The 25,760-nt window shown below is 59.0% G+C and carries 26 protein-coding genes; 15 read left to right on the top strand and 11 right to left on the bottom strand.

The features are described 5' to 3' along the window. Nucleotides 1-356 precede the first annotated feature (356 nt). Together AC1DCP_RS06040 and AC1DCP_RS06035 are read left to right on the top strand one after the other, a co-directional pair. Nucleotides 357-638: a hypothetical protein gene (locus tag AC1DCP_RS06040; protein WP_003515633.1), complete on the top strand. Its 282-nt coding sequence runs from the start codon at nt 357-359 to the stop codon at nt 636-638. Nucleotides 639-721: 83 nt separating this feature from the next. Then, the gene (locus AC1DCP_RS06035; protein WP_476774183.1) at nt 722-967 is read left to right on the top strand and encodes a DUF982 domain-containing protein; all 246 of its coding nucleotides are present in this window, start codon (nt 722-724) and stop codon (nt 965-967) included. Nucleotides 968-1,476: 509 nt separating this feature from the next. Here the strand turns inward: AC1DCP_RS06035 and wrbA are convergent. Continuing rightward, nucleotides 1,477-2,076: an NAD(P)H:quinone oxidoreductase type IV gene (gene wrbA / locus AC1DCP_RS06030; RefSeq protein WP_019566148.1), complete on the bottom strand. Its 600-nt coding sequence runs from the start codon at nt 2,074-2,076 to the stop codon at nt 1,477-1,479. Between the two features lie 277 nt (nt 2,077-2,353). Between wrbA and AC1DCP_RS06025 the strand changes: the two genes are divergently transcribed. From AC1DCP_RS06025 to AC1DCP_RS06000, 6 genes are all read left to right on the top strand, one after another. Next, a complete protein-coding gene (locus AC1DCP_RS06025; RefSeq protein ID WP_013636292.1) occupies nt 2,354-3,145 on the top strand; it encodes a competence/damage-inducible protein A in 792 nt (263 codons plus the stop codon). A gap of 87 nt (nt 3,146-3,232) precedes the next feature. Then, entirely contained in the window at nt 3,233-4,078 is an 846-nt protein-coding gene (locus AC1DCP_RS06020; protein WP_003515639.1) for a universal stress protein, read from the top strand. A gap of 113 nt (nt 4,079-4,191) precedes the next feature. Further along, nucleotides 4,192-4,689: a xanthine phosphoribosyltransferase gene (gene gpt, locus AC1DCP_RS06015; RefSeq protein ID WP_065687405.1), complete on the top strand. Its 498-nt coding sequence runs from the start codon at nt 4,192-4,194 to the stop codon at nt 4,687-4,689. 22 nt (nt 4,690-4,711) lie between these two features. Beyond that, entirely contained in the window at nt 4,712-4,984 is a 273-nt protein-coding gene (locus AC1DCP_RS06010; protein WP_153793569.1) for a hypothetical protein, read from the top strand. A gap of 382 nt (nt 4,985-5,366) precedes the next feature. Then, on the top strand, nt 5,367-9,185 hold the full coding sequence (locus AC1DCP_RS06005) for a vitamin B12-dependent ribonucleotide reductase (protein WP_065687294.1): 3,819 nt from the start codon (nt 5,367-5,369) through the stop codon (nt 9,183-9,185). 213 nt (nt 9,186-9,398) lie between these two features. Continuing rightward, nucleotides 9,399-9,776 carry a PH domain-containing protein gene (locus tag AC1DCP_RS06000; RefSeq protein ID WP_065687293.1) on the top strand — a complete coding sequence of 126 codons (378 nt, stop codon included), beginning with the start codon at nt 9,399-9,401 and terminating at the stop codon, nt 9,774-9,776. A gap of 44 nt (nt 9,777-9,820) precedes the next feature. On the opposite strand, the gene AC1DCP_RS05995 is transcribed toward AC1DCP_RS06000, so the two are convergent. Next, on the bottom strand, nt 9,821-11,146 hold the full coding sequence (locus tag AC1DCP_RS05995; RefSeq protein ID WP_013636297.1) for an Nramp family divalent metal transporter: 1,326 nt from the start codon (nt 11,144-11,146) through the stop codon (nt 9,821-9,823). A gap of 398 nt (nt 11,147-11,544) precedes the next feature. Between AC1DCP_RS05995 and AC1DCP_RS05990 the strand changes: the two genes are divergently transcribed. Further along, nucleotides 11,545-11,769: a hypothetical protein gene (locus AC1DCP_RS05990; protein WP_013636298.1), complete on the top strand. Its 225-nt coding sequence runs from the start codon at nt 11,545-11,547 to the stop codon at nt 11,767-11,769. Between the two features lie 22 nt (nt 11,770-11,791). Here the strand turns inward: AC1DCP_RS05990 and AC1DCP_RS05985 are convergent, their stop codons facing one another. Continuing rightward, entirely contained in the window at nt 11,792-13,525 is a 1,734-nt protein-coding gene (locus AC1DCP_RS05985; protein WP_025593660.1) for an ABC transporter ATP-binding protein, read from the bottom strand. Nucleotides 13,526-13,754: 229 nt separating this feature from the next. Between AC1DCP_RS05985 and AC1DCP_RS05980 the strand changes: the two genes are divergently transcribed. Further along, nucleotides 13,755-14,993, top strand: coding sequence for an AI-2E family transporter (locus AC1DCP_RS05980; protein WP_476774182.1), 1,239 nt, complete (start codon nt 13,755-13,757; stop codon nt 14,991-14,993). 154 nt (nt 14,994-15,147) lie between these two features. Here AC1DCP_RS05980 and AC1DCP_RS05975 read toward each other — a convergent pair whose 3' ends face one another. Continuing rightward, nucleotides 15,148-15,603 carry a GNAT family N-acetyltransferase gene (locus tag AC1DCP_RS05975; RefSeq protein WP_025593662.1) on the bottom strand — a complete coding sequence of 152 codons (456 nt, stop codon included), beginning with the start codon at nt 15,601-15,603 and terminating at the stop codon, nt 15,148-15,150. A gap of 107 nt (nt 15,604-15,710) precedes the next feature. Here AC1DCP_RS05975 and AC1DCP_RS05970 point away from each other — a divergent pair, with 107 nt between their 5' ends. Beyond that, complete coding sequence (locus tag AC1DCP_RS05970; RefSeq protein ID WP_025593664.1) at nt 15,711-16,145, top strand: hypothetical protein; 435 nt, start codon at nt 15,711-15,713, stop codon at nt 16,143-16,145. A gap of 3 nt (nt 16,146-16,148) precedes the next feature. Here the strand turns inward: AC1DCP_RS05970 and AC1DCP_RS05965 are convergent, their stop codons facing one another. The 3 genes from AC1DCP_RS05965 to AC1DCP_RS05955 all read right to left on the bottom strand — a co-directional run bounded on the left by AC1DCP_RS05965 (nt 16,149) and on the right by AC1DCP_RS05955 (nt 18,605). After that, a complete protein-coding gene (locus tag AC1DCP_RS05965) occupies nt 16,149-17,303 on the bottom strand; it encodes a DUF2336 domain-containing protein (protein ID WP_035198346.1) in 1,155 nt (384 codons plus the stop codon). A gap of 109 nt (nt 17,304-17,412) precedes the next feature. Further along, on the bottom strand, nt 17,413-18,024 hold the full coding sequence (locus AC1DCP_RS05960) for a flavin reductase family protein (protein ID WP_025593667.1): 612 nt from the start codon (nt 18,022-18,024) through the stop codon (nt 17,413-17,415). After that, nucleotides 18,024-18,605 (bottom strand): nitroreductase family protein, encoded by a 582-nt coding sequence (locus AC1DCP_RS05955; protein ID WP_065659312.1) that lies wholly within the window; start codon nt 18,603-18,605, stop codon nt 18,024-18,026. The genes AC1DCP_RS05960 and AC1DCP_RS05955 overlap by 1 nt, the downstream gene beginning before the upstream one ends. A 110-nt stretch (nt 18,606-18,715) precedes the next feature. Between AC1DCP_RS05955 and AC1DCP_RS05950 the strand changes: the two genes are divergently transcribed. Then, on the top strand, nt 18,716-19,696 hold the full coding sequence (locus AC1DCP_RS05950) for a hypothetical protein (protein WP_003515664.1): 981 nt from the start codon (nt 18,716-18,718) through the stop codon (nt 19,694-19,696). A 57-nt stretch (nt 19,697-19,753) separates the two neighbouring features. Here the strand turns inward: AC1DCP_RS05950 and thrS are convergent, their stop codons facing one another. The 4 genes from thrS to AC1DCP_RS05930 all read right to left on the bottom strand — a co-directional run bounded on the left by thrS (nt 19,754) and on the right by AC1DCP_RS05930 (nt 23,217). Next, nucleotides 19,754-21,757, bottom strand: coding sequence for a threonine--tRNA ligase (thrS, locus tag AC1DCP_RS05945; protein WP_065659311.1), 2,004 nt, complete (start codon nt 21,755-21,757; stop codon nt 19,754-19,756). A gap of 132 nt (nt 21,758-21,889) precedes the next feature. Further along, complete coding sequence (locus tag AC1DCP_RS05940; RefSeq protein ID WP_065687290.1) at nt 21,890-22,411, bottom strand: DUF1697 domain-containing protein; 522 nt, start codon at nt 22,409-22,411, stop codon at nt 21,890-21,892. Further along, complete coding sequence (gene yidD, locus AC1DCP_RS05935) at nt 22,408-22,767, bottom strand: membrane protein insertion efficiency factor YidD (protein ID WP_065687289.1); 360 nt, start codon at nt 22,765-22,767, stop codon at nt 22,408-22,410. Before yidD ends, AC1DCP_RS05940 begins: the two co-directional genes overlap by 4 nt. A gap of 3 nt (nt 22,768-22,770) precedes the next feature. Further along, nucleotides 22,771-23,217 carry an iron-sulfur cluster assembly scaffold protein gene (locus AC1DCP_RS05930; protein WP_025593674.1) on the bottom strand — a complete coding sequence of 149 codons (447 nt, stop codon included), beginning with the start codon at nt 23,215-23,217 and terminating at the stop codon, nt 22,771-22,773. Between the two features lie 283 nt (nt 23,218-23,500). Between AC1DCP_RS05930 and folE the strand changes: the two genes are divergently transcribed. The 3 genes from folE (at nt 23,501) to AC1DCP_RS05915 (ending at nt 25,632) form a co-directional block, all read left to right on the top strand. Further along, nucleotides 23,501-24,127: a GTP cyclohydrolase I FolE gene (folE, locus tag AC1DCP_RS05925; protein ID WP_003515674.1), complete on the top strand. Its 627-nt coding sequence runs from the start codon at nt 23,501-23,503 to the stop codon at nt 24,125-24,127. 27 nt (nt 24,128-24,154) lie between these two features. Next, nucleotides 24,155-24,607 (top strand): phosphoribosyl-AMP cyclohydrolase, encoded by a 453-nt coding sequence (gene hisI, locus AC1DCP_RS05920; protein ID WP_003515676.1) that lies wholly within the window; start codon nt 24,155-24,157, stop codon nt 24,605-24,607. Between the two features lie 98 nt (nt 24,608-24,705). Continuing rightward, entirely contained in the window at nt 24,706-25,632 is a 927-nt protein-coding gene (locus AC1DCP_RS05915) for a patatin-like phospholipase family protein (RefSeq protein WP_065687288.1), read from the top strand. The last annotated feature ends 128 nt before the right edge of the window (nt 25,633-25,760 follow it).

Here is a 25,760-nt window from a genome sequence, read left to right as displayed (position 1 = left end):
GCCAGGTCTCACCTGTTTCCTTCTTCTCCGGCGATCTTCCCGCCGCACGCAAACCGTTACCCAAACAGGCACACGGACATTTTACCTGCGGCGCTGCACGCCACGCTTGCCTTGCCTCTTTCTCTCCGGTTAGACCCCGGATCGGGAGGGAGAAATGAGAATCATATGTCCGGTTTTGCGAACCTCATCCCGCTTTTCATCTTCGGCCTGCTCGTCTACGCTTTCTTCCGCTGGGTCGCGCGCGACACTCAAAATCCGAGACGAAAGTAGCAGGTGCGAATAGCTCTGCCCTTTATCACTCGCGGGGAACCGTTGCGCCTCCATATCGTTTTCGCAGATGCACTTCGGAGGACAGGATGAAAACGCTCGTATCATTGGCCGCAATCGCGCTTACGCTTGCGGGCTGCACGACCTCAGGCCCGGCCGCTTATGTCGAACCGATCCCCGGCAGCATCACCTATAAGGGCCAGCCGCGCACCAAGCTGACGAAATCGCCGATCGGCAGTACCTTCAGCCACGAGTTCCGCATCGACGGCAGCACGAGGGCGGTGGAAACCTATCGCATTGCGCCCGATCGCTCGCTCGAACTCATAGACCGCCGCATCATTCGCGATTGGCTGTTCGGACGCGACGACTGACCGCACCGCAAGCCAACCGAAACCAATTGCGCATCCTGCTCGCTTGGTTTAGAGCCGGGCACGATAACCAACACGGATGAGCGATGAACACGCGCTGGCAAAAACCCGTCCTGATCGCGTTCGAAACGCCGGGCGACTATACGAGCATGGAGACCACGCAGGCGGCGTCCTGGGCCATGATCGAGGATTGGCCGATAGAGGACGGCGATGCGTTGGACGCGGCGTTGCTGGTCTGCGCCGCCGTCGATGCCGGCAGGAAAAAGCCGGAGGATGCGCGCAAGGCCTTCATCGCCGCCGCAATCGAGGCTGGCCTCGACATCAAGGCCTGACGGCATCAAGACCCATGGTCGAGAATTAAAATGGCGTACTGAGGCGAAACAAGTCAGGACAACAGGTTTAAAGGGTAAAAACAGATGGAAGCTTCTGGAAACATGAAAAAAGCCCTGTTCATATTTCTCCTCTCCTGCCTCGCCATCGGCCTTCTCGGCCACCTCGTGGTCGCCTTCGTCGTTACCGGCTGAAGCACCGATGTCCACTCCGTATTGTGGCGGAGCGGCAGGGCATTAAAATTTCCTAAATTTCATTCTGCTGTTATGGAACCGCGATAAATCTTTTCCGTTCTCTCTTCGATCAACAAGGAGGATTGAAATGCGTGACGGATTGAATGGTTTTCTCGAAATTTCCATGCTCGGCGTCGTGATTGCAAGCTGCCTTTTCATGGTCAACCTGCCGATCTGACCCGCCTTAAAACTCATTCCCTGCGGTACCGGCGACGTTAGATGCCGGGGTAAGAAAATGCGGCCTTTCGGGCCGCATTTCTTTTTCCAGCAATGCAGGCTCAAGCAGAAAGCTTGGCGGCCAGCTTCGCGACATGTGCGCCCTGATAGCGTGCGGCTTCCAGTTCGATAGCAGAAGGCTGACGCGAGCCGTCGCCATCGGTGATGGTGGAGGCGCCATAAGGCGAACCGCCCTTGATTTCATCGACGCCCATCTGGCCCTGGAAGGCATAGGGCAGACCGACAACGGCCATGCCGTGGTGCAGGAAGGTGGGGAGGAAACCAAGGATGGTCGATTCCTGACCGCCGTGCTGCGTGGCCGACGAGGTGAAGGCAGAGCCGACCTTGCCGACAAGCTTGCCGCCGAACCACAGACCGCCGGTCTGGTCCCAGAAATTGCGCATCTGTGAGGCAACAGTGCCGAAGCGGGTGCCAGCGCCGACGATGATGGCATCGTATTCTGCCAGTTCGTCAACAGTCGCGATGGGAGCAGCCTGATCGAGCTTGAAGTGCGAGGATTTGGCGACTTCCTCAGGAACCAGTTCCGGAACGCGCTTGACGACAACTTCCGCGCCGGCAGACTTCACGCCTTCGGCAACGGCATATGCCATCGTCTCGATATGGCCGTAAGATGAATAATAAAGCACCAGAACTTTTGTCATTTTCTTTGTATCCTTAGGGTTAATCGTCTCAGGCGTACCAGCCAGAAGCCTTTTTAAGAACGCGATGATCATTAGTGGTGACCCGTTACAAGCATGTGATGCAAAGGTAGCCCAGAGGCCGGTCCCACACCAGCGGTGCATCCGCATACGCACTGTTCGCAATCAGTGAACGAAACGCCGGAACGTCAACCTTTCATAGATAGACATTTTTTCAAAACCGCTTTGCATTCACCGGGCGGCGGACTAACGTCGGACAAAACAGCTGACGAGTACCCCCATGTCCAATCCCTCACCCACCCCATCTGTCGTGACCGCCGCCATGCTCGCCATCGGCGACGAATTGCTGTCGGGACGCACCAAGGACAAGAATATCGGGCACCTCGCGGATGTGCTCACCATGTCCGGAATAGACTTGAAGGAAGTGCGCATCGTCGCCGACGAGGAGCACGCAATAGTCGAAGCGCTGAATGCGCTGCGCGCCCGCTATGATTATGTCTTCACCTCCGGCGGCATCGGCCCGACCCATGACGACATCACCGCTGATGCGGTATCCGTGGCTTTCGGCCTGCCCTGCGAGCACGATGCCGAGGCTTTGCGGATATTGGGGGACATGTACCGTGTGCGCGAGATGGAATTCACCGAAGCGCGCAAGCGCATGGCCCGCATGCCAAGGGGGGCAAGCCACATCGCCAATCCCGTCTCGGTCGCCCCCGGCTTCGTCATCGGCAACGTCCACGTCATGGCCGGCGTTCCGCAGGTGTTTCAGGCCATGCTGGACAATGTCATGCCAACGCTGCGCACCGGCGCGAAAGTCATGTCGCAGTCGGTGCGCTCTCCCTATGGCGAAGGTGACATCGGCACGCCGCTGACCGCAATCCAGAAAGCGCACCCGGAAACCAGCATCGGCTCCTACCCGAAATATGACGGACAACGCTTTTCGACTGAGATCGTCGTGCGCGCCCGTGATGCCACCGTCCTGAAAGCGGCGGCGGATGCAGTGGCGACGATGATCGAAACCATTGGTCAGGAAAAAACACTGTCGGCCAGCAAGGGCGATGCAACCGCCTGAGACGGAAGCGGATTGACCAAAATCAAGGTGGCACCCGGCAAAGGCAGCCACTCTCCCCAAAACGACGCGTCACCGAGGAGCTAAAAAATGGGTTACAAAACGATACTGGCAGTGATCGACAATGTGGAGAACACGCAAAAGCTCGGCGATTTCGTGGTAAGTCTTGCCAACCAGTTTTCCTCGCATGTGATTGGCCTGCACATGGAAACGCTGGCCGCCGTTCCGCTCGTCGCGCCGATGGAAATTCCCGACCCCGCTACCGTTCAGGTGCTTCAGGACGTGGCGCACAAGGAAACCACGGATGTTGGAAACCTCTTCGAACACACGCTGTCTGCCAATGGCATCTCGCATGAGTGGCGCAGCTTTGTAACCTCGGTGGGTTACGCCTCGTCATCGGCAATCGATAGCGCGCGCTGCGCCGATCTCATCGTCGCCCGCCAGAGCAACTCCTCCGCACTCTCCGACAGCCGCTCGGATATAGACGGCTTTCTCCATGAAAGCGGCCGCCCTGTTCTTCTCGTTCCGCATGTGCTGACGGTTGCCAAACCGGTCAAGCGTGTACTGATCGCCTGGAACGGCTCCCGCGAGGCAACACGCGCCACCTTCGATGCCCTGCCCTTCCTGATTGCAGCCGAGAGCGTCGAGATCTTCTCCGTCGATCAGGCCGAGAGCGAAACGCAATCGTCTGGACTTGCCGGAACCGAACTGGCCGCAACACTCGCCCGCCACGGCGTCAACGTCACGGTAACCTCGCAGGAAAAAATCGCCGGCATCTCGCCGCAGGCGGCTATCGAAAACCGGCTGTCAGACCACAGCATCGACCTTCTGGTCATGGGCGCCTACGGCCATTCCCGCTGGTGGGAACTCCTGTTCGGCGGCGTGACGCGCACGCTGCTCGATTCCATGACGGCGATGACGCTTTTGTCGCGTTAAACACCGGTAGCCGTGGATGAAGCCGCAAGAGCCTGCGCGCAATGCTTGCCTTTTTGCAGGTCTTGCGGCTATTAGCCAAAGCCATCGACAATTTTGACCAGATGGTAGACGACATGTCCCTTCCCGATAAAGCCTTTCCCGTAACCTGGGATCAGTTTCACCGCGACGCCCGCGCGCTTGCGTGGCGTCTTGCCGGCCTTGGCCGGGAGTTCCGGGCGATCGTATGTATCACCCGCGGCGGTCTCGTTCCGGCAGCGATCATTTCCCGCGAGCTGAACATCCGCCTGATCGATACGGTCTGCATCGCCACCCGCCACGATTACGTCAACCAGGGCGACACGATTCTCCTGAAGGGCGTGGCGCCGGAGCTGATGTCCGACGGCGGCGAAGGCGTGCTCGTCGTTGACGATCTGACCGACACCGGCAAGACCGCACTGGAAGTGCGCGAAATGTTGCCGAAGGCGCATTTTGCCTGCGTTTACGCCAAGCCGAAGGGCGTGCCCACCATTGACACCTTCGTCACCGAGGTCAGCCAGGACACCTGGATTTATTTCCCCTGGGACATGGGCTTCACCTATCAGGAACCGATCGCCAAGGGATCGCGCGGCTGATCGCCTGTCGCAACCCAAAACCATGCCTGAAAAGCCGTCCCTTCGGGGCGGTTTTTTTGTGTGGAAATGCTTTTTTGGTAACGGCAAAAAAACACGGAAAAACCGCAGTGTCGCCTTTATGCCGCACCCCGGAAATGCGGGGTTTTCGCTTTCCGCTGCGGAAACCAGCCTCGCGCAAGCTTCAAAGTCTCGCGCCAAGTCACTGATTTTTTTGAACGCTTTTGCTATCCCCGTTTTCCACAGGCGCTGCACACAATATCTTGTGGTTAAAAAACGGTTTCAATCTATGGCTTGACGAATCTATGCCGCAGGAGGAAAGTGACAGTTATGTTGCGGCGGCAACGGACCGGAAAGTAACGAGGCCGGTTCCTTTCAATCTCAGTTCGCAAGTCCAGAAGGGGCGTCCCGACCATCAGGGGGCGGTTCGCCGGTGGATTTTGCGTGCCTTGCGGATACCGCCAAAAACATGACGCGGGGACTGGCGGCAGGAAGCTGTTGATACTATATTTAGTACTCACATGACTCTTGCAGCCGAATAAGCCACGAGATACAGGGATCACATCCAAGGATGAACATCCCTTACAGATCGGCAAAAACCGGCTGCGCGCATAGTTCGCACGGCTGGAACGAATTTTTGCGCCCTTTGCCGGGCGCCCAATGGACGAGGACACGAAACCATGCGCATCGAACGCCGCTTCACGAAGCCCGGCCAATCGTCTTATGCGGAAATCGAATTCCGCAAGGCCGTCAGTGAAATCAAGAACCCGGACGGTTCCATCGTGTTCCGTCTGGCGGATATCGACGTTCCCGCGCAGTTCAGCCAGGTCGCGACTGACGTTCTGGCGCAGAAATATTTCCGCAAGGCCGGCGTGCCGAAGGTGCTTAAGAAGGTTGAGGAAAACGATGTTCCTTCCTTCCTGTGGCGTTCGGTTGCCGATGAGAAGGCCATGAAGGACCTCCCCGAGGGTGAGCGTTATGGCTCCGAAACCGATGCGCGTCAGGTTTTCGACCGCCTTGCCGGCACTTGGACCTACTGGGGCTGGAAGGGCAAATATTTCTCCACCGAGGAAGACGCACTCGCCTTCCGCGACGAGCTTGCCTATATGCTGGCGACCCAGCGTGTAGCCCCCAACAGCCCGCAGTGGTTCAACACCGGCCTGCACTGGGCCTATGGCATCGACGGCCCGGGCCAGGGCCACTTCTACGTCGACCCCTTCACCGGCAAGCTGACCAAGTCCAAGTCCTCTTACGAACATCCGCAGCCGCATGCCTGCTTCATCCAGTCTGTCGAAGACGATCTGGTCAACGAAGGCGGCATCATGGACCTGTGGGTGCGTGAAGCGCGCCTGTTCAAATACGGTTCTGGTACCGGCTCCAACTTCTCCTACCTGCGCGGCGAAGGCGAAAAGCTTTCCGGCGGCGGCAAGTCCTCCGGCCTGATGAGCTTCCTCAAGATCGGCGACCGGGCAGCCGGCGCAATCAAGTCTGGCGGTACCACGCGCCGTGCGGCCAAGATGGTCGTCGTTGATGCCGACCATCCCGATATTGAAGCCTATATCGACTGGAAGGTGAACGAGGAGCAGAAGGTTGCCGCTCTCGTCACCGGTTCCAAGATCGTTGCCAAGCACCTCAAGGCAATCATGAAGGCCTGCGTCAATTGCGAGGCAGATAACGGCGATTGCTTCGACCCGGCCAAGAACCCTGCCCTGAAGCGCGAAATCCGCGCTGCCAAGAAGGACATGGTGCCGGAAAACTACGTCAAGCGCGTCATCCAGTTCGCGCAGCAGGGTTACAAGGACATCCAGTTCAAGACCTACGACACGGATTGGGATTCCGAAGCCTACCTCACGGTTTCAGGCCAGAATTCCAACAACTCCGTATCGCTGAAGGATGACTTCCTGCGCGCTGTTGAAAACGACGGTGACTGGAACCTGACCGCCCGCAAGGACGGCAAGGTCATGAAGACGCTGAAGGCCCGCGACCTATGGGAAAAGATCTCCCACGCCGCCTGGGCATCGGCCGACCCCGGCCTGCACTTCAACACCACCATGAACGACTGGCACACCTCGCCGGCCGAAGGCCCGATCCGCGCTTCCAACCCGTGCTCGGAATATATGTTCCTCGACGACACGGCCTGCAACCTTGCTTCGCTGAACCTGCTTCAGTTCAAGGATCAGGCAACGAAGCGCATCGACATCGCCGATTACGAACATGCGGTTCGCCTGTGGACCGTCGTTCTCGAAGTCTCGGTCATGATGGCGCAGTTCCCATCGCGCCAGATTGCCGAACGCTCCTACGAATACCGCACGCTCGGCCTCGGTTATGCCAATATCGGCGGCCTGCTGATGTCCTCGGGCATTCCCTATGACAGCGACGAAGGCCGCGCCATCGCCGGTGCGTTGACCGCCATCATGACCGGCGTTTCCTATGCCACCTCGGCTGAAATGGCCGGCGAGCTTGGCCCCTTCCCGGGCTTTGCGCCGAACCGCGACAACATGCTGCGCGTCATCCGCAACCACCGCCGCGCCGCCCATGGCCTTTCCTACGGTTATGAAGGCCTGTCGGTGAACCCGGTTGCCCTCATCCATTCCGATTGCACGGATCAGGACCTTGTCGCCCACGCTACCGCCGCCTGGGACAAGGCGCTGGAGCTTGGCGAAAAGCACGGCTACCGCAACGCCCAGACCACCGTCATCGCGCCGACAGGTACGATCGGTCTCGTGATGGATTGCGACACGACCGGCATCGAGCCGGACTTCGCGCTGGTGAAATTCAAGAAGCTCGCCGGCGGCGGCTACTTCAAGATCATCAACCGCGCCGTGCCGGAATCCCTGCGTTCGCTCGGTTATTCGGAAAGCCAGATCGCCGAAATCGAAGCCTATGCCGTTGGCCACGGCAATCTCAACCAGGCACCTGCCATCAATCCCTCGACGCTGAAGGCCAAGGGCTTCACCGATGAGAAGATCGAAGCCGTCAACGGCGCGCTGAAAAGCGCCTTCGACATCAAGTTCGTCTTCAACCAGTGGACGCTGGGCGCCGATTTCCTCAAGGGCACGCTCAAGGTTTCCGACGAGCAGTTGTCCGACATGAGCTTCAACCTGCTGGAGCACCTCGGCTTCAGCAAAAAGGACATTGAAGCGGCCAACGTGCACGTCTGCGGTGCGATGACACTGGAAGGCGCACCGTTCCTCAAGAACGAGCACTTGGCCGTATTCGATTGCGCCAACCCCTGCGGCAAGATCGGCAAGCGTTATCTCTCGGTCGAATCGCATATCCGCATGATGGCGGCAGCACAGCCGTTCATTTCGGGTGCGATCTCCAAGACGATCAACATGCCGAATGATGCAACCGTGGAAGATTGCGGCGCAGCCTACATGCTGTCCTGGAAGCTGGCGCTCAAGGCCAACGCCCTTTACCGCGATGGCTCCAAGCTTTCCCAGCCGCTCAACGCTTCGCTGGTGGAAGATGAGGACGACGAAGACTTCGTTGAAGAACTGATCCAGCAGCCGCTCGCCCAGCAGGCCGTGACGATCACCGAAAAGATCGTCGAGCGCGTCATCGAGCGGGTATCGCGCGAGCGTGAAAAGCTGCCGAACCGCCGTCAGGGTTACACCCAGAAGGCAACGGTCGGCGGTCACAAGGTCTATCTGCGCACCGGCGAATTCGGTGACGGCCGCATCGGCGAAATCTTCATCGACATGCACAAGGAAGGCGCTGCGTTCCGTGCGATGATGAACAACTTCGCCATCGCCATTTCGCTTGGCCTGCAATATGGCGTGCCGCTGGAAGAATATGTGGAGGCCTTTACCTTCACCAAGTTCGAGCCGGCCGGCATGGTGCAGGGCAACGACGCGATCAAGAACGCCACGTCGATCCTTGACTACGTGTTCCGCGAACTCGCCGTCTCCTATCTCGGCCGCCACGACCTCGCCCATGTCGATACGTCTGACTTCTCCAATACCGCACTCGGCAAGGGTATCCAGGAAGGCAAGACCAATCTGCTCTCCACCGGCTGGACACGCGGTTACAAGCCGACGCTGGTTTCCAACAACGAAGGCGAACGTGCTGCTTCCGAACCCAAGGGCTCGGCAACGGCAGCCCCCGCCCGCGCCTCGGCCAACGTCACTTCCTTTGCAGGCTCAGCCGCCCGCAAGCTGGAACCGACAGTCGCGATCTCCACCTCGGAAATCGTCTCCTTCAAGCGCGATTATGAAGAACGCGCCAAGGGACTGGCGGAAGAGATTGCCGAAGAGGTAATCGACGACGTGGTTCAGGAAGCCAAGCAGACCGCCACCGCCCTCTTCTCCGACAAGGCCGCCGCCGACGCGGCATCGGCCAAGGCGGAAGCCAAGAAGAAGGAAAACGAACGCCGCATGCGCTCGATCGCGCAAGGCTATACCGGCAACATGTGCTCGGAATGCCAGAACTTCACGATGGTGCGCAACGGCACCTGCGAGAAGTGCGATACTTGCGGTGCGACGAGCGGTTGCAGCTGAGCCAACGGCTTTGATAGCATAAAATCTAACTTTTCCAGGCGCTTAGGCGCCTGGAAATTGATGACGAGAACAAAAAGTGAATATCGCAGTATTCATTTGGTGGCATGCCCGTCGATCCTTCTTCAGACATGTCCAACTCGGCAAACGATGCTTTGTTATTGAACCCAACTTCCGACGTATTGGTTATCGCAAGATATTAGAGGTAGAAAGCAAGTGGGTTTATTCGATGGAATTTTGGGTCATGGTACAACCGTGGACCCGAGAGAACTGGAAAAACGTCTAAGCGGTGTCCTAATTGACGGTGAGCAACCACAACTCGCTTTCAAGCTAATTCGCGATTTTTTCGTTTTCACTCAGCATCGCGTCATACTTGTCGATATCCAAGGTATTACGGGCAGCAAAGTCGACTATATGTCCATTCCGTACAAAGCTGTCACTCGCTTCTCCGTCGAGACAGCAGGAACATTCGACTTGGATGCGGAACTTAAAATCTGGGTATCTGGGTCGAGCCAGCCGATTACAAAGACCCTCAAGAAGGGAACAGATGTTCGAGGTATTCAGCGAGCGCTTGCAACAGGTATACTTCGATAGTCTAAGCTCAGGCCGCACTTCAAAAAGGCGCGGCCTGACGCGCCTCACCCCACAAAATCAAACAGCAGCTTCACATTCAGCGCTGCAATTACCACCGCGATAAGCCATGCAAACGCCGAGAGCCATCGCGGGGCGCACAGTTCGCCCATTTTGGCGCGGTCAGCGGTGAACATGACCAGCGGGAAGACGGCGAAGGAAAGTTGCAGGCTTAGGACCACCTGCGTCAGTATCAGCAGTTGAGACGTGCCGCTTTCGCCGAAGGCGATGGTGACGCCGGCGGCGGGGATGATGGCGATGCCTCGGGTGATGAGGCGGCGCAGCCACGGGGCAAGCCGCATCTTGAGGAAGCCTTCCATCACGATCTGGCCCGCAAGCGTTGCCGTGACGGTGGAGTTGATGCCACAGCACAAAAGCGCCACCCCGAACAGCGTCGGCGCAATCGCAAGGCCAAGCAGCGGCGCGAGCAGACTATGCGCTTCACCCAGTTCGGCAACATTCGTCTGACCCGTTTTGTTGAAGGTCGCCGCTGCAAGGATGAGGATCGCGGCATTGATGACGAGAGCAAACGTCAGGGCAATGGTTGAATCGAGTGTCGCGAATTTGAGCGCCTCGCGTTTTTCGGCCAGCGTCTCGCCGATGGCGCGCGTCTGCACGATCCCTGAATGCAGATAGAGATTATGCGGCATCACCGTCGCGCCCAGAATGCCAAGCGCCAGATAGAGCATCTCGGGGTTGGTGACGATCTCCGTCGTCGGCGCAAAACCACGAATCACCTGGCTCCAGTCGGGATCGGCCAGCGCCAGCTGAATGGCGAAACACACCGCGATGACGCCGAGAAGCGTGATGACAAGCGCCTCCACCCAGCGGAAGCCAAGCCTTTGCAGATAAAGGATCAGGAACACGTCAAGCGCCGTGATGAGGACGCCAAGTTCGAGCGGAATGCCGAAAATCAGGTTGAGGCCGATAGCCGTCCCGATGACCTCGGCGATATCAGTCGCGATGATTGCGATTTCGGCCAGCAGCCAGAGGACCATCGCCACCGGTTTCGGATAGGCATCGCGACAGGCCTGCGCCAGATCGCGCCCGGAAGCAATCGCCAGACGGGCACAGAGCGCCTGTAGAACGACGGCCATGATGTTCGATATCAACGCCACCGTCAGCAGCGTGTAGCCAAACTTGGAACCGCCGGCGAGCGACGTTGCCCAGTTGCCGGGGTCCATGTAACCGACCGCGACGAGATATCCGGGTCCGAAGAACGCCATCGCCCGGCGAAACGTACCGGCATTCGGGCTTATCTTGATCGAGCTGTGAACGTCGGACAGCGAGAGATCGTCGCCATTCCGCCGCCATCCAAAGACAGGCTTGTCCATCTTGCGAACTTTCAAATGGAAATAGAATTAATGCAATTGCAAATCATTCGCATAAAAGGGTGTGGACTGGCAAGTGGAGTTTCGAAGCTGTGTGCCGGCGCGAGAGGCCGCAGTAACATTCGGCCTGAACGCAAGCACCGGCGCAACGCTTCATGGATTTAATGAAATGAGACCCCTCCTCGGTCATTCCAGCCTTAAGCCGGAAGCCAGCAAGCCAAAGTCTCTGGGCTGAAAAGACTCTTCTCCGTCGTGTAGTGACCAGCGAACAAGGGGGACCCACGGCCAATCCTACCGCGAAACCTCACGGCGTTGTCATCGCCTCTGCCCCGCCATTGCGGAACAGCCGCGTGCATGCCCGCGTTTGTCTGTCACGAAGCGACAATAGTCCGGGGAAGTTCATGCGAGACGGCAATAAATTCAGCGTGGCGAACCAGCCTTACCGGTGGCCGAAATATATCATGGCGCAGCGAAGGCCGCGCGACTGGCTGATGACCATCAGCGGCGTGGTGCTGCTGGTCATCGTCGCCGCCGCTGTCGCCATGGGTTATCTCGTCACCAGCCATCCCGGCAAGCCCGAGCCGAATACCGGCATCATCGAGGAAAACGCAGCGGAGAACGCCTGATATGCGGCGCAAGATGCGCCGCTTAACTCAGACCCTGAAGATGCCCGCTGAACTGCGCCTCATGCAGGCGGCTGTAATGGCCCTTGGCGGCCAGAAGCTCGGCATGGGCGCCAGTTTCGGCAATACCCGTCTGGTCCACCACAACGATGCGTGACGCATCGCGGATCGTTGCCAGCCGGTGGGCGATGACGAGCGTTGTGCGGCCCTTGGCAAGCTCCGTCAGCGATTGCTGGATGGCCCGCTCGGTCTCGGTATCCAGCGCCGAGGTCGCCTCGTCGAGAATAAGGATAGGCGGGTTCTTGAGGAACATGCGGGCGATGGCAAGACGCTGTTTCTGACCACCGGAAAGTTTCACGCCACGCTCACCGATGACGGTGTCGAGCCCCATCGGCATCGCTTCGATGACGCCATCGAGCCGGGCACGCCGCGCCGCATCCATGATTTCGACATCGGAAGCGCCGAGCCGGCCATATTCGATATTCTCGCGGATCGTGCCGCCAAACAGGAACACATCCTGCTGCACGATTCCGATCTGGTTGCGCAGCGAGGCAAGCTTCATCTTGCGGATATCGATGCCGTCAATGGTGATCGAACCGCTGGTGACATCATAAAAGCGCGGCAGCAGCGAGCAAAGCGTCGTTTTGCCCGCCCCCGAAGGCCCGACGAAGGCCACCGTCTCGCCCGCATTGATCTTCAGGTCGATATTGTCGAGAACCTGCTTGCCCTCGGCATAACCGAAACCAACATGGCGATATTCAATGGCGCCGGAAAGCGCCGGTGCCTCGATCGCATCCGGTGCGTCGACGATATCCGGCGCCGTGTCCAGAAGCTCGGTAAAGCGGCGAAAACCGGCAATGCCCTTCGGATAGGTTTCGATGACAGAGTTGATCTTCTCCACCGGGCGGAAAAACACGCCGACCAGCAGCAGGAAGCCAACGAAGCCGCCTTCCGTMAGGCCGCCATGCAGCACGAACCAGGCGCCGCAGATCATCACGATCATCTGCGTCAGCCGCATGCTCATGTAGCTGAGCGAAGTGCTGGCAGCCATGATCTTGTAGGCATCCAGCTTCGTGCGGCGGTATTTCTGGTTGTCCTTCTCAAACAGCGCGCGTTCGTGGTCCTCATTGGCAAAGGCCTGCACCACCCGCATGCCACCGACATTTTCCTCGATACGGGCGTTGAAATCGCCTACCCGACCATAGAGCGCGCGAAAGTTCTGCGTCATTCGGCCACCGTAACGGCTCGTCACCCAGGCGGTGACAGGCACGACGGCGGCGGTGACAAGTGCCAGCGGCACATTGACCGACAGCATCAGCAGGAATGCGCCGATGAAGGTCATGATGGCGATGAACAGATCCTCGGGGCCGTGATGGGCTACCTCGCCGATCTCTTCCAGATCCTTCGTCAGCCGCCCGACCAGATGGCCGGTCTTCTGGTTGTCGAAATAACGGAAGGACAGCTTCTGCAGGTGATCGAAAGCCAGACGCCGCATGTCGGTCTCGATATTGATGCCGAGCATATGTCCCCAATAGGTGACGGTCGCCATCAACCCAGTATTCAGCACATAGATGACGAGCAACCCGACGGAGGCGGCAAGGATGATGCCCCATTCGCCACCCGGCAGCAGCACGTCCACAAAGGCCTTCACCGCCATCGGAAAGCCGAGTTCGAGCACGCCCGACAGAACCGCGCAGGAAAAATCGAGAATGAACAGACCGCGATAGGGACGGTAATAGGCGAAGAAACGGCGCAGCATGGCGTGACCTGAAGAGCGGGCGCGGCAAGCGGAGGCCGCAATAAAAACGGAGTTCAATTGTCATATTTCAATGCGCGCGCCAAGACCGATGTTCTATTTTTACCAAAATCGTTCAATAGGCTGAGCGATAAACACACAACGGTAATGTGATACGGCTATATTGCACTTATATGTATTGGTGTGACAGAGTGAATGCACCCTTCGGGGAGAATGCGAGAAAGAGCCTGCCGTGAGTAATATTGACAGCCGTAAGCCCAGTGGCGAACCGAGATGGCTTGGTCCTGCAAGCCCGACGCGGATCGCCCTGATCCCGCCAATATCGGCTGCGCGCTGGCTGCTGGTTCTCGTCGCCCTTGCGGGCATCTACTTCTTCCACGGCTTTCTCGTTCCGGTTCTGGCCGCCCTTGTCATCGGCTTCGCCAGCTGGCCGGTCTATACGCGGCTTCTGCGGCAGGTGGGCGGCAACACCACGCTCGGCGCCTCCATCGCCATCATCCTCATCCTCACCTTCCTCGTGGTGCCGATTTTCATCGCCGCTTCCTATACGGCCAGCGAAATCCGCGAATGGTTCGGCTGGGCGGTGCATGTCAACAAGGTGGGCGCACCCGTGCCAGACTGGATCGCGGCGCTGCCCGGCGTAGGCTCCTGGCTCGGCGAGCAGTGGGTGAAATATATCGGCACACCGGGTGCGATCGGCGAAGTGATCCAGCTCGTCAGCGGTGCCAATATCGGCAATATCTACCGGGCGATCCTCGCCGCGGGCAACGGCGCGTTCCACCTCGTGCTGACCCTGCTGTTCATGTTGATCGCGCTGTTCTTTGTCTATCGCAACGGTGCCGGCTTCTCCCATCAGGTCGATCTTGTGGGAGAACGCATCCTGCCGACGCGGTGGGAGCGCATTTCCCGCGTCGTGCCAGCCACCATCAGCTCCACCGTCACCGGCATGACATTGATCGCCATCGGCGAAGGCATAATCCTCGGCATCGCCTACTGGATTGCCGGCGTCCCCTCGCCCGTCACACTCGGCGTGCTCACCGGTGTCATGGCGCTCATCCCGGGCGGCGCGCCGCTCTCTTTCACTCTCGTATCGATCTATCTGGTCGCCAGCGGCTCTCCCGCTTATGGCCTGGGGCTATTCATCTGGGGTTCGGTAGAGCTTTTCATCGTCGACAAGACCATCCGTCCGAAACTCGTCGGCGGCCCGATCAAGCTGCCTTTCCTGCCGACCTTTTTCGGCCTCGTCGGCGGCGTCAAGAGCATGGGCTTCCTCGGCCTCTTCATCGGCCCGGTGCTGATGGCGCTGCTGGTAGCAATCTGGCGGGAATGGGTGCGAGAGGTGGAAATCTCCACTGGCGCCACCGTCGACGTTCCGCCGACCCCTACAGCTGAAAATGACCCGCTCGACGACATCGTTGCGCGTGAAGAGGATAGCAACGAAGCGACGGCGTTCCGAAAAGCAGCGTCTTAAACCTCGTCTTCGTCATGCTCGGGCCTGTCCCTGGCATCTGCAACCCAACGATGTTACCAGACATCGGCAGATCCCCGGCACGACGCCGAGGATGACATCGCCAAGGGCGGCATCGAGTGTTCTGCAAAGCGCGCCGATAGCGCCCGCCTCGCCTTTAAAGCGTCTTCTCCATGAACAGGCTGAGCGGGTCCGGCTTATAAGGCGCAAACGCCTCTATCTCGACAAACCCCGCCTTGCGGTAAAGACCGATCGCCTCCGGCTGGCTGATGCCGGTTTCAAGCCGGATGGCGGTAAGCCCTAGCTCGGCGCCGCGCGCAATGAGCGTATCCATGATCAGCTTGCCGATCCGCAATCCCCTCGCCTCCGGATCGACGAACATGCGCTTGACCTCCGCCGTACCGTCACCCGCCTCCACCAGCGCGCCGCAGCCAACGACACGGCCATCATGCCGCGCCACGAAAAAGGAGACATTGTCCTTTTCCAGCTGGCCGATATCGACCAGATGATTGCTTTCGGCGGGATAAAGCGATGCCATATAGACGTTAGACAGATCGATAAGGCGCAGAACCGCTTCCTGCCGGGGTGTTTCAAGCTTGATTTCGGGGGCCAATGCGATGCCTGCTTTCTCTCAAAAAAATGCGTATTTCGTCGTAATGTCACTGCAATCGAGATAGATGAGTTTTTAGAGCATAATTCCCGACAGAGGCAACACACACCATGAAAACAGCCCTCGTTCTCATGACCTTCCTAGGCTGTGACGACACCGCCACCGATTGCCATTACCTCGCCACCTCGCAGCAGCGCTGGACGAGCATCGAACTATGCGACGCCGTGTCGGAGGAAGAGCTGGAACGTTTCGCAAATGCGTCCTACCCGGTCGTGGTGGCCGTGTGCCAGACACCGGGCGAGCAGACGCCCCAGACTGCGGGCAACGCGCCCGCAACGCAGCCTCCCGCCGCCACGGCCCCGGCCGGAACAGAGGAGCCATCGGCACAGGTCACGCAAAAGGAAGAAGAGAGCCTGACAAAACAGGCGATCAGCCGCGTCAGCCGCATCCTGCCTTCCACTGAAGGCGTGAAGCACCTGCTCGGAACGCCGGTCAGAATGGTGGAAAACAGCTATTCGTGGATTGCCAAGCGGTTCGAGAAGTAGGCCTCAGGCAGCCTCGACCGTCAGCGCTTCCGCATAGTGCCGCGCTTTCTGCCGCTCCTCGGCAATGGTCAGTTTACGCACGGCGTGCAAGAGTTCGAAAAGCGTTTCGGAACCATCGACGCTGCTGAAATGCGCAAGAAGTTCGGCCGATACAGAGGCTGCGGCCTGCGACAGATGCGATCGGGCGGCGCGGCGCCACATCAGCGTCGCCTCAATGAAGACATCAACCACATCGCCCAAAAGACCGACGGACTGGAACAGCGCCTTCAGCGCGTGCGGCCGTCCGGTCGCCAGAATGGCGCGCACCTTGCGGTCGTCGAGACCTGAGAGATTGACCATCGCCGCCGTGAAAAACTCCAGCCTGCCCGAACAGACGGCATGGATGAGAAGCGCCGGTGTCAGTTCCAGCCTTTGCCGCAGATGCTCCACCAGCGCCGGCAACTCCGGCGACGAAACATTGGCGGCGATGAGGATGGTGGCGGAATCTTCCGCTTCGCGGAAAATACTGTCGGCGCGGTTGCGCGCGATCAGGGCATGAACCAGCGCCGAACCTGCCAGGGCCTCGCTGACGCGCGCCATCAGAAGATGGCGGGTATCGGCGGGCAGCACCTCTCGGCACAGCAGCAGGTCGCGAATGTCGGCGTTGCAGCCATGCCGCTCGGCAATGCGGCGCAGCGAAAACGGTGTGATGAAGGCGTCGTCGTTCTCTAGAAGGATCATCGTTTCCGGCAGATCACCGACTTCGGCAAGTGCTGCGCAGACACCGCGCGGCAGGCCCCGCCTTGCCGCAATGAAGGCGCGTGTTAGGCTTTCACCGCGCCCGGCGAGATCGACCAGATCGGCCTCGCCAAGAACCGGCGAGCGGGCAATCACGGTGCAGGCAATCTCCGGCTGGTCTTCGGCAAGCGAAACGAGAATGGCGCGCGGCGCATCGGGATCATCCGCCAGCGCCTCGGCAAGTGCCAGCCGCACGCGCGGAGATGGGTCGTCAAGAAGATAGGTCATCGCCATATAGGCGGCGTCACGGTTCTCCCGCGCCATGTCTGAATGCAGATAGGCACGGCCAAGCGCATTGGCGGCCTTCGCCCGCTCGGTCGATCCAGCCTTTTCAGACCAGCGAAGAAATGCCTGTACGATCACCTGAGCCTCGAAACACATTCGCAACAATGGACGACGGCATCATTGCCGCCGCCATGTATAAAACTCTAGGCGCAAATAGTTTACGTTTGGTTCACCATAAAATTTAACAGTTGCCGGCGAAGAAGTTCTACGGCGCAGTAGACGGACGCTTCAACTGAAACACGTCGCTGCCGCCGTCGCAGTAGTCCATGTAACCCATACGGGCCACCGGACGTGCCAGTCCCATATCGATGCGACCATCACGAATGATCGCATCGTCGATGTGAATAGCCATGACCTGCCCGATCACCATCCAGGAATCCGCCGGCGTGCCGTCGATGTCCTTCAGCTGGATGATCTCGGTCACGCGGCATTCCAGAACGGCCAGCGCCTCCCCCACGAAAGGCGCATCCACCACCCGCCCGTCAACGGCAGTCAGACCGGCAAGCCGGAACTCGTCGACATCATAGTTCACCGGCGCGGAAGACGCGTTCATCCGGTCGACGAGGTGGCGGCTGACGAGGTTGGCGGTGAAGACACCGGTCTCCTCTACATTGCGAAGGCTGTCCTTGCGCCCGCTGGAGGAGAACATCACCAGCTTCGGCCGGTCCGAAATCGCGTTGAAAAACGAATAGGGCGACAGGTTGAAAGAGCCGTCCCGGCCTTTAGAACCAATCCAGCCGATCGGCCGGGGCGCGACGATAGCCTTGAACGGATCATGCGGCAGGCCGTGCTGGTTGGTGTCGGTGGTGTAGAACATCAGACATCCCCAACCCAGGTTACCACATCCGCAAGCTCCGGCCGTGGCCGCTCCACAAGCGGGAATGTCGTTGAGCCGATATGAATATATCCGGCGACCTTCTCGTCTGCGGCAATCCCCAGTTCCGACAGGAAGGCCGGGTCGAAGGCAAGCCATTCCGTCAGCCAGTTCGCCGCATAACCATTGGCGTTGGCGGCGAAGATGAGATTGAGGCACACCGCACCGGCGGACATGACCTGTTCCCATTCCGGAATCTTGAAATGCGGCTTGGCGGTGCTGATGACGGCGATGACGACGGGAGCGCGCGTGAAGCGGGTGCGCTCCGCGTCCTGCTGCTGCAGGTCCAGTTCCGGGTTCTTCTCTAGCGCGATCCGGAGCGCTTCTTCCCCCAGACGCACGCGGTCTTCGCCGCGATAAACGATGAAGCGCCACGGCGCCAGTTTGCCATGGTCAGGCACGCGCACGGCAAGGCGCAGGATTTCCTCGATTTCCGCTTTCGATGGCCCCGGCTCAGCAAGTTGCAGGGCGGGGGTGGAGCGGCGAACCTTGAGATAGTCGAGGAGCTTGATGTCACTTGTCATGATCAAAATTCTTCCATTGTGCTGTCATCGCGAAATTATGGGCCTTGAAATAGCCACGGCATTGGTTTTGAAGTGATGCGGGAAAATCAAGAAGTCAATCGGTATCGAAAATGTCGGCAATCAAAATCGCGGCACGTCTGGCCATTGCGTTCGCCGCGATCGGCGTTTTATCACAGGCAGCCTTTTCGCAAGACGCTTTCAAGGACTTCAAGCAGCTTGGCGGCACGCCTAAAATGCCGAAACTCAATGCTTTCACCGCTCCTACCGCCCCGAATGCCCCCGCAAGCACCGCCCGTGATATCGACATGGAAGCGAAACTGACGAGTGAAGGCGAAGCGGTGAAGGAAGGCCTTTCCTGGCGCGTCTTCAGCCCCATTCCGGGCGCTGACGGCAAGTTGCCGATGCTGGCAAGCTCCGAGGGTGGTTCGGCGCAGTTCCATCTGGTACCCGGCGAATATTTCGTCAACGTTGCCTTCGGGCGCGCAGGTGTTACCAAGAAACTCAATGTTCCGAGCTCCGGTAATGTCCAGAAACAGGTGCTGATTCTCGACGCTGGCGGTTTCGTTCTGAATGCGATCGCGGGTTCCGACAAACAGATCTCCGCTAACCAGCTCAAATTTTCCGTCTATTCCTCCGACGCCCGACCGGATGGCGAGCGCGGCCTTGTCATGGCCGACATCAAGCCCAACACCGTCGTTCGCCTCAATGCCGGCACCTATCATGTCGTTTCCGAATACGGCAACGTCAATGCGGTGGTGCGCGCCGATATTCAGGTGGAGGCAGGCAAGCTGACCGAAGCGACCCTGCAGCATCAGGCGGCACAGATCACGCTCAAGCTCGTCTCCGAACAGGGCGGCGAAGCCATTGCCGATACGGCTTGGTCGGTGCTGAACGGCGGCGGCGACGTTGTGAACGAAAGCGTCAGCGCGTTTTCGACCATGGTTCTGGCGGAAGGCGAATATACCGCCATGGCCCGCAACAAGGACAAGGTCTACCAGCGCAACTTCAAGGTCACGTCAGGCCGGGACGCCGATGTGGAAGTGCTGATGAAGGATCAGGCGCCAGAAGACATGACCGGCGATTTCGAATAGGCGTCAATACCCTCAGCCAGTAACGAAAACGGCCCCCGAAGGGGCCGTTGTTTTTTGTCACGCAACCTGCTTCTTCGCCGCAAGCTTGCGCTTCACATCCGGCGGCGTCGCCTCTTCCACGAGGCTTGTAATCGCGTCTTCGAGCGACATCGGCGTCTGGTTCTGGGAACCGAGACGGCGGATGTTGACAGTGCGCTCTTCCGCTTCCTTGCGTCCGCAGACGATGATGACCGGCACCTTGGTCACCGAGTGCTCGCGGACCTTGTAGTTGATCTTCTCGTTGCGGAAGTCGGTTTCGACAGCCATGCCCGCCTCGCGCAGTGCTTCGGCAACCTCGCGGCCATAATCGTCCGCATCCGAGGTGATCGTCGCGACCACGACCTGAAGCGGCGCGAACCACAATGGCATGTGACCGGCAAAGTTCTCGATCAGGATACCAAGGAAGCGCTCCATCGAGCCGCAGATGGCGCGATGGATCATCACCGGCTGCGTCTTTTCGGAGTTCTGGTCGATGTAGAAGGCGCCGAAACGTTCCGGCAGGTTGAAGTCCACCTGCGTCGTGCCGCACTGCCATTCACGACCGATGGCATCCTTCAGCGTATATTCGAACTTTGGCCCGTAGAAAGCGCCCTCGCCCGGCAGAATGCCGGTCTTGATGCGGCCGCCGGACTGTTCCTCGATGGTCTTCAGAACCTCCATCATGACGCTTTCGGCACGGTCCCAGAGATCGTCGGAACCGACACGCTTTTCCGGACGGGTAGAAAGCTTGACGACGATCTCGCTGAAACCGAAATCCTCATAGACCGAGAGGATCAGGTCGTTGATGCGCAGGCATTCCGCCGCCATCTGCTCTTCCGTGCAGAAGACATGCGCATCGTCCTGCGTGAAGCCGCGAACGCGCATCAGGCCATGCAGTGCACCTGAAGCCTCGTAGCGATGGACATTGCCAAATTCAGCAAGGCGAACGGGCATTTCGCGGTAAGACTTCAAGCCATGCTTGAAGATCTGCACGTGGCCGGGGCAGTTCATCGGCTTCAAGGCAAAGACGCGCTGGTCCGCATCCTCGTCATCGGGATGGGTAAAGGCATGGGCGGATTTCACCGCGAACATGTTTTCCTGATACCAGCCCCAGTGACCTGAGGTTTCCCACAACGACTTGTCCAGCACCTGCGGCGCGTTGACTTCCTGATAGGTATTGGCAAGTCGACGGCGCATATAGGCCGTCAGCGTCTGGAACATGCGCCAGCCCTTGCCGTGCCAGAAGACCACGCCCGGACCTTCTTCCTGGAAATGGAACAGGTCCATTTCCCGGCCAAGACGGCGGTGGTCGCGCTTTTCGGCTTCGGCCAGAATGTGCAGGTAATTGTCCAGCTCTTCCTGGGTCGCCCAGGCGGTGCCGTAGATGCGCGACAGCATCGCATTGTTGCTGTCACCACGCCAATAGGCGCCGGCCACTTTCATCAGCTTGAAGGCCGTACCGACCTGACCCGTGGACGCCATATGCGGGCCGCGGCAAAGATCGAACCAGTCGCCCTGATAATAGATCTTCAGGTCCTGACCTTCGGGAATGGCATCAACCAACTCGACCTTGTAGTTTTCACCCTTTGCGGCAAACACTTCCTTGGCCTTCTCGCGCGACCAGACTTCGCGGGTAAACGGCTTGTTGCGCTGAATGATCTCCTTCATCCGCTTTTCTATCTTCGGCAGATCTTCGGGCGTAAAAGGTTCGTTCTTGGCAAAGTCGTAATAGAAGCCGTTCTCGATGACAGGGCCGATCGTCACCTGCGTGCCGGGCCACAACTCCTGCACGGCCTCGGCCATGACGTGGGCGGCATCGTGGCGGATGAGTTCCAGCGCGCGGCTGTCCTCACGCGTGACGATTTCTATCTTGCCATCGGTGATTGCCTCGGACAAATCGCGCACGGTGCCATCAAGCGCAATGGCGACAGCCTTCTTCGCAAGCGATTTGGAGATGGATTCGGCCACCTCGCGGCCGGTCGTGCCGGCGGGATAGCTGCGTACGGAACCATCGGGAAATGTAAGGGAAACGGTTTGTGACATCGTCGAATGCTCCTGATCCAGTCCCGCCAACGAATGCGGGTGGTGTTGGAATAAAAAAGAATGCCCTCTTTCGGAGATGGGCAGGCAGGCTGATAAAGAATTTTGCCGTTCCAGTCAAAGGTGAACGGCGGCTCAGCGAAGCATTTCGGCAATTCCATTGACGGTATTGGCGTTGCGGGTCGTGCCGATGCCGAGCTTCTTCGTGGTCAGCGCAGAGAGAAGCCGGCTTTCGCTTGGCTTGCCGCAAAAGTCGATCCACAGGTCACCGCCGACAATGGCGATCTTTTCCTTCTGGCGGTACTTCTCCAAGAGTCCAAGATAATCCCCGGCAAGCGGCTTGCGCATCACCCTTACGCAGACATCCGGTGGATTGCCATCCGGAAACGGGTTTGTGGCAGTCAGGGCAAGCCAATCAGGCGCTGAGCGAACGAGAATATCGACGTGTTTGCCGAACCGTTTTTCAAAGGCGCGCTCCAACGCATCCTCGATTTCGCAGACAGGCGCCTCCGGTGCACGGAAGACCAGATTTCCGGTCGCAACCAGCGTCCTGCATTCCTCAAAGCCCAGCTCCTGCGCCATTTCACGCAGATCGGCCATGATGAGCCGCTTGCCCGCCCCGAGCACGATGCTGTGCAGAAGAGCGACATAGGTCATTGATGCAGCATCCAGTATCGCCAGGGCGTCCACCAGTGCTTGTCAGCGCCAAGCGTTTCCGGCACGGGGTCCAGCCCGCTGGTGCCGCCCGGACCGCAACGCGCGACGCGAAACAGCGTCATCCACCCGCCCGGCCAAAGTCCGTGGCGGGCGATCGCCTCGTAGCCATATTCGGAACAGGTGGGAATGTGGCGGCAGGAATTGCCGACGAAACCCGACAAAGTCAGCTGATAGAGGCGGATGAAGCCAACACCGAAAAGACGGCCTGGGGTCTTCGCAAAGACTCCCCCCCAGTTGCGGGATCGCCCGACCTTCTCCCCTGTCTTCTGATGTCCGCAGTCCGGTTCACCGCACATCGCCTAACCCGCAGCGTTCAGAACCGGCCGGGCTTCGATCTGGTCGAGAGCATCGACCACTGCTTCGAAGGTCAGCATGGTCGAGGCGTGGCGTGCCTTGAAATCCCGGACGGGTGAAAGCACCCGCATATCCTCGAAACGGCCCGTTGGCCCCTCGCCGCCCTGTTTCAGCATGGCAAGCATGTCTTCCCGCGCCTGCCGGATCTCACCGCTGGAAGCGCCGACGACATGATGCGCCATGATCGAGGCGGATGCCTGGCCGAGCGCGCACGCGCGAACCTCATGTGAAAAAGCCGTGACGATGCCGCCTTCCACCTTCAGATAGACCTTGAGTTTGGAGCCGCACAGCCGCGAGTGTTTTTCAGCGCTCGCATCGGCATCATCAAGCACGCCGGTCAGCGGAATATTTCCGGCAAATTCCAGAATTCGGTTGTTGTAGATATCGTCCATCATCAGGTATCCGGCGTTCAAGAATGCCCAAAAACGGGACAGGATATTTTTTTCAAACACAGCGTTTGTCGCAGTGGAGCTTTCCTGCCCTTCATTCCCATTATATGCTAACGAGCTTTCTGGACATCAAGCCGATATGAAATTAACGGCTCCGATACCGAAATATCAGCATCGGCCTTGCCAAAATGCTGTAAAACAACCAGATAGCAGCAACGGTGGACGAAGTCCCCGCTACGAAAAACAAAGTTCAGGTGCGGCCTTGACCCGCATCGGGAGAGACGGAATGGATGCGATCGTGAAGAATTTCCCCGGCGCTGGCGCAAAACCCGATGTGGCAGAGGCTCGCCCAAGCCAGACGGAAGCGGAAGAAGCAGTGCGCGTTCTTCTGCGCTGGGCAGGAGAAAATCCCGCCCGCGAAGGACTCCTGGACACGCCGAAGCGCGTTGCCAAGGCCTATCGCGAACTCTTCGCCGGTTACGAGCTGAACGTCCAGGACGTTCTCGGCACGACCTTCGAGGAAGTTGGCGGTTATGACGATGTGGTGCTGGTGCGCGACATCCCCTTCTTCTCCCATTGCGAACACCACATGGTTCCGATCGTCGGCAAGGCGCATGTCGCCTATCTTCCGGCCGGGCGCGTGCTCGGCCTGTCGAAGATCGCCCGTGTCGTCGAAATCTTTGGCCGCCGCCTGCAGACGCAGGAAAACATGACCGCGCAGATCGCAAGATCCATCGAGGAAACTCTGAAGCCCCGCGGCGTGGCCGTCATGATCGACGCCGAACATATGTGCATGTCCATGCGCGGCGTAAACAAGCAGGGGTCCACGACCCTCACCACCAGCTTCACCGGCACCTTCAAGAACGACCCGGCCGAGCAGGTGCGCTTCATGACCATGGTGCGGAACCGCTAACGGTTCCGCTTTTTCCCCGGGGTAGCAATGTCCATTTCGTTTCCGTCTGCGCCTGCGGACAAGGAAGTGCTTGAAAATTCAGGTCTCTTCTCACCGAAATTCGATGCCCACGGCCTTGTCACCGCCGTGGTCACCGATGCGCGTGATGGTGAATTGCTGATGGTCGCCCATATGAATGCGCAAGCCCTGTCGCTGACGCTGGAAACGGGCATCGCCCACTATTACAGCCGCTCGCGCGACAAGATCTGGAAAAAGGGCGAAACCTCCGGCAACCTGCAGACGGTGAAGGAATTCCGCACCGATTGTGATCAGGACGCCGTATGGCTGAAGGTCTCCGTCGCCGGTCATGACGCAACCTGCCATACCGGCCGCCGCTCCTGCTTCTACCGCACGGTCGAGTTGGCCGATGGCAATGCCGTCACCAGAATCACCGACGATATCCGCCATTTCGACCCGGCGACTACCTATTCTGGCACGTGAACGGCCACCTTCCATCCGCCGCACCAATTTGCTACCAATAATTCAGGATTCGGGGAGGAACAGACCGGGTCTTGGGAGCAGGCAGGGAGTGTACGGTCATGTTGGGCTGGGGAAGCAATCGTCACAATGCTCTTGCGGCTGGCAACACCGAAACAATCGTCAACGAGATCGTTGATACGCGCCGGATTGCGCTTGCGCTCGGCGGTGGTGCTGCGCGCGGCTGGGCCCATATCGGCGTCCTGAGGGCACTAGACGAGGCCGGGGTGAAGATCGGCATGATTGCCGGAACCTCGATAGGCGCGCTGGTCGGCGGTTGTTATCTCGCCGGAAAGCTCGATGAGCTGGAGGAATTTGCCCGTTCGCTGACGATGCGGCGCATTGCCGGCCTGCTCGATCTGACGATCGGCGGCGGCGGTCTCTTCGGCGGCATGCGGCTGACCAAGCGCATGCAGGAACATCTCGAAGGCTTGCGCGTCGAAAACCTCGAGCACCCTTTCATCGCCGTCGCCACGGAATTGCGCACCGGCCACGAGGTCTGGATTCACCAGGGCGACCTCGTCACCGCACTGCGCTCATCCTATGCGTTGCCCGGCATTTTCGAGCCCGTGCAATGCAACGGCCGCACCCTGATCGACGGCGCTCTCGTCAACCCCGTACCGGTTTCGGTCTGCAGGGCCTATGAGCAGGCGCTCGTCGTCGCCGTCAATCTCAATTACGATCTGTTCGGCCGCTCTGCCGTGGTCAAACATTCCTCTTCGCCCCCGAACGGCGCAGCACCTTCCCTGGAAGGTCGGCCACGCCCCGGCCTGCCGGGCGTCATGGTGCAGGCCTTCAATATCATTCAGGACCGGATTTCGCGCTCGCGTCTGGCGGGCGACCCGCCCGACCTTATGCTGCATCCCCGTATCAACGATATCGGCCTCTCGGAATTCCATCGCGCCAGCGAAGCCATCGACAGGGGATACGAGGAAACACGCGCCCGCGTTCCCGAGCTGGAGCGCATGCAGCAGGCGTTCCGACGCTAACTTACACTACAAATATTCGTGCTTAGCATTCCAGCTTGCGGTAGCCGCAGCCTCCTAGGCCGTCATTCCTGCGCGTGTCACAGGAATGACGTAGTCGTTTCGAAATGACTATTGCGGACGCGCCGGAA

The sequence above is a fragment of the Agrobacterium sp. 10T429 genome, from assembly GCF_056393925.1.
Note: the sequence above shows the minus strand (reverse complement) of the source record. Positions and strands in the feature narration are given on the sequence as shown.

Excerpts from the sequence above, each read along its gene's own strand:
- AC1DCP_RS06040 (WP_003515633.1), top strand. The coding sequence starts at position 357 with ATGAAAACGCTCGTATCATTGGCCGCAATCGCGCTTACGCTTGCGGGC.
- AC1DCP_RS06035 (WP_476774183.1), top strand. The coding sequence starts at position 722 with ATGAACACGCGCTGGCAAAAACCCGTCCTGATCGCGTTCGAAACGCCG.
- wrbA (WP_019566148.1), bottom strand. The coding sequence starts at position 2,076 with ATGACAAAAGTTCTGGTGCTTTATTATTCATCTTACGGCCATATCGAG.
- AC1DCP_RS06025 (WP_013636292.1), top strand. The coding sequence starts at position 2,354 with ATGTCCAATCCCTCACCCACCCCATCTGTCGTGACCGCCGCCATGCTC.
- AC1DCP_RS06020 (WP_003515639.1), top strand. The coding sequence starts at position 3,233 with ATGGGTTACAAAACGATACTGGCAGTGATCGACAATGTGGAGAACACG.
- gpt (WP_065687405.1), top strand. The coding sequence starts at position 4,192 with ATGTCCCTTCCCGATAAAGCCTTTCCCGTAACCTGGGATCAGTTTCAC.
- AC1DCP_RS06010 (WP_153793569.1), top strand. The coding sequence starts at position 4,712 with ATGCCTGAAAAGCCGTCCCTTCGGGGCGGTTTTTTTGTGTGGAAATGC.
- AC1DCP_RS06005 (WP_065687294.1), top strand. The coding sequence starts at position 5,367 with ATGCGCATCGAACGCCGCTTCACGAAGCCCGGCCAATCGTCTTATGCG.
- AC1DCP_RS05995 (WP_013636297.1), bottom strand. The coding sequence starts at position 11,146 with ATGGACAAGCCTGTCTTTGGATGGCGGCGGAATGGCGACGATCTCTCG.
- AC1DCP_RS05990 (WP_013636298.1), top strand. The coding sequence starts at position 11,545 with ATGCGAGACGGCAATAAATTCAGCGTGGCGAACCAGCCTTACCGGTGG.
- AC1DCP_RS05970 (WP_025593664.1), top strand. The coding sequence starts at position 15,711 with ATGAAAACAGCCCTCGTTCTCATGACCTTCCTAGGCTGTGACGACACC.
- AC1DCP_RS05965 (WP_035198346.1), bottom strand. The coding sequence starts at position 17,303 with ATGTGTTTCGAGGCTCAGGTGATCGTACAGGCATTTCTTCGCTGGTCT.
- AC1DCP_RS05960 (WP_025593667.1), bottom strand. The coding sequence starts at position 18,024 with ATGTTCTACACCACCGACACCAACCAGCACGGCCTGCCGCATGATCCG.
- AC1DCP_RS05955 (WP_065659312.1), bottom strand. The coding sequence starts at position 18,605 with ATGACAAGTGACATCAAGCTCCTCGACTATCTCAAGGTTCGCCGCTCC.
- AC1DCP_RS05950 (WP_003515664.1), top strand. The coding sequence starts at position 18,716 with ATGTCGGCAATCAAAATCGCGGCACGTCTGGCCATTGCGTTCGCCGCG.
- thrS (WP_065659311.1), bottom strand. The coding sequence starts at position 21,757 with ATGTCACAAACCGTTTCCCTTACATTTCCCGATGGTTCCGTACGCAGC.
- AC1DCP_RS05940 (WP_065687290.1), bottom strand. The coding sequence starts at position 22,411 with ATGACCTATGTCGCTCTTCTGCACAGCATCGTGCTCGGGGCGGGCAAG.
- yidD (WP_065687289.1), bottom strand. The coding sequence starts at position 22,767 with ATGTGCGGTGAACCGGACTGCGGACATCAGAAGACAGGGGAGAAGGTC.
- AC1DCP_RS05930 (WP_025593674.1), bottom strand. The coding sequence starts at position 23,217 with ATGGACGATATCTACAACAACCGAATTCTGGAATTTGCCGGAAATATT.
- folE (WP_003515674.1), top strand. The coding sequence starts at position 23,501 with ATGGATGCGATCGTGAAGAATTTCCCCGGCGCTGGCGCAAAACCCGAT.
- hisI (WP_003515676.1), top strand. The coding sequence starts at position 24,155 with ATGTCCATTTCGTTTCCGTCTGCGCCTGCGGACAAGGAAGTGCTTGAA.
- AC1DCP_RS05915 (WP_065687288.1), top strand. The coding sequence starts at position 24,706 with ATGTTGGGCTGGGGAAGCAATCGTCACAATGCTCTTGCGGCTGGCAAC.